The organism is Streptomyces sp. NPDC057654 (assembly GCF_042800135.1).
In the GTDB taxonomy this organism is placed as follows: domain Bacteria; phylum Actinomycetota; class Actinomycetes; order Streptomycetales; family Streptomycetaceae; genus Streptomyces.
In genome coordinates, this window is record NZ_JBHVHQ010001299.1 from 1 (window position 1) to 1619 (window position 1619).

Genomic DNA, 1619 nt, shown 5'->3' on the forward strand with positions numbered 1-1619 from the left:
GCCGATCACGATGCCGATCTGGATGACAGCCCGCGCCTCGGTCGGCTTCTTCTGGACCTTGCCGATCGTCTGCATCACGCTGACCTTGCCGAAGTCGAAGTCGGCGGTCAGCTTCTGGCAGTAGTCGTTGAAGCGCGCCTGGAGGTCGTCGGCGGGGAAGTTCTGGAGCACCTCGTTGGTGCCGATCAGCGAGGCGACGCGCTGCCGCTCCGAGGCGTCGATGGACCCGTCGGCAGCCGCCACCAGCGCACACATGGCCATGCTCGCGTCACGGAACGCCCCACTCTTGAGGTCGTTCTTCTTCGCCACCAGCTGGCCCTGCATAGAGGTCGCGGAATCCTTGAGCTTGTCCCACAGCGCCATGTGCGTCTCTCTCCTCAAACAAATAGGGGTGCACAGGCAGAACTGCGGCAGGGGTAAAGAAGTTCCCAAGAACCCTGAAGTGCTCCTCAGGTGGTGATCGGATCCAGCGCCAGCGGTTTGATCCGGCCCTCCAGCATCGAACCGAGCCCCTCGACCGCGCACACGTCCGCGTTCCGGGCGACGTGCACCGGCATGCCCGTCGCCGCCCTGAGCATCTTGTCCAGCCCCGGCAGCCGCGCGCTGCCGCCGGCCAGCATGACGCCCCGGTCCCCGAGGTCCGCCACCAGATCGGGCGGGCAGAGCCGCAGCACCCGCCCGATGGAGTCGAGTACGGCCGTCAGCGGCGTATGGATGGCCTCCCGCACCTCCCGGCTGTCGACGCGTACGGAACGGGCGCATCCGGTCGAGACGTCCCGGCCGTGCACCTCGGTGCCCGCCCAGCCCTCCCAGCCGTCCGGGCCGCTCCCGCCGAGCGCCTGGTGCAAAGGGCGCAACCCTTGGCTCGGCAGCACCAGTTCGTGGGCGTTGCGCAGGTGCTGCACCACCGCGTGGTCGATCGCGTCCCCGCCCAGCGGCACCTTCTCCGCCGCCACGATCGCGCCCAGCGAGAGCACGGCGACCTGGGTGGTGGCCGCCCCGCACACCACGATCATCGTGGCCTCGGCCTGCTCCACGGGCAGCCCGCAGCCGACCGCCGCCGCGATCAGCGTGTCGACCAGCTCGACGCGGCGCGCCCCGAGGCCCGTCATCGTCTCGACGGCCGCGCGCTGCGCCAGCGGCTCCGCCTCGTGCGGGACGCAGACCGCCGCCCGCAGCGACGGCTTGCGCCGCCACGCCCTGCGGACCTTGTCGCCGATGAGGAAGCGCAGCATGCGCTGGGCCATGTCGATGTCGACGACGGTGCCGCCGGAGACCGGGCGCACCACGCGGATGTGCTCGGGGGTGCGGCCCGCCATCCGTTCGGCGAGGGTGCCCACGGCGATCAGGGCGCCGGTGTGCGTGTTCACGGACGCCACGCTCGGCTCGTCCACGATCAGGCCCTGGTGCTTGAGGTAGACGCGGGTGCGGGACGCCCCGAGATCGACGGCTACATGGCAGCGGCGCAACTGTTCGAGGCTGAGAGTCATGGCCTCATCGTCCGTTCGCCCGCGACCGGCCGCATGTCGGGATGCGCCGTACGGGGGAGGGGCGGTGACGCCTCGTCAGGCGATGGCGGAAAGGGCCGGGAGAAGGGGACGGGCGCGGCGACGGCCCGG

Annotated in this window: 2 protein-coding genes; both read right to left on the reverse strand. The window is 70.8% G+C overall.

Annotated elements, in window-relative coordinates; genetic code table 11:
* Positions 1 to 363 (reverse strand): tellurite resistance TerB family protein (locus ACFU99_RS43025; protein WP_384404069.1); only part of this gene is annotated, 363 nt, incomplete at its 3' end.
* 86 nt (positions 364 to 449) lie between these two features.
* The gene (locus tag ACFU99_RS43030; RefSeq protein WP_384404072.1) at positions 450 to 1490 is read right to left on the reverse strand and encodes a rod shape-determining protein; all 1041 of its coding nucleotides are present in this window, start codon (positions 1488 to 1490) and stop codon (positions 450 to 452) included.
* Positions 1491 to 1619: the final 129 nt, after the last annotated feature.

What these genes read in the sequence shown, in the direction of transcription:
- ACFU99_RS43030 (WP_384404072.1), bottom strand. Translation starts at nt 1,490, where the DNA reads ATGACTCTCAGCCTCGAACAGTTGCGCCGCTGCCATGTAGCCGTCGAT.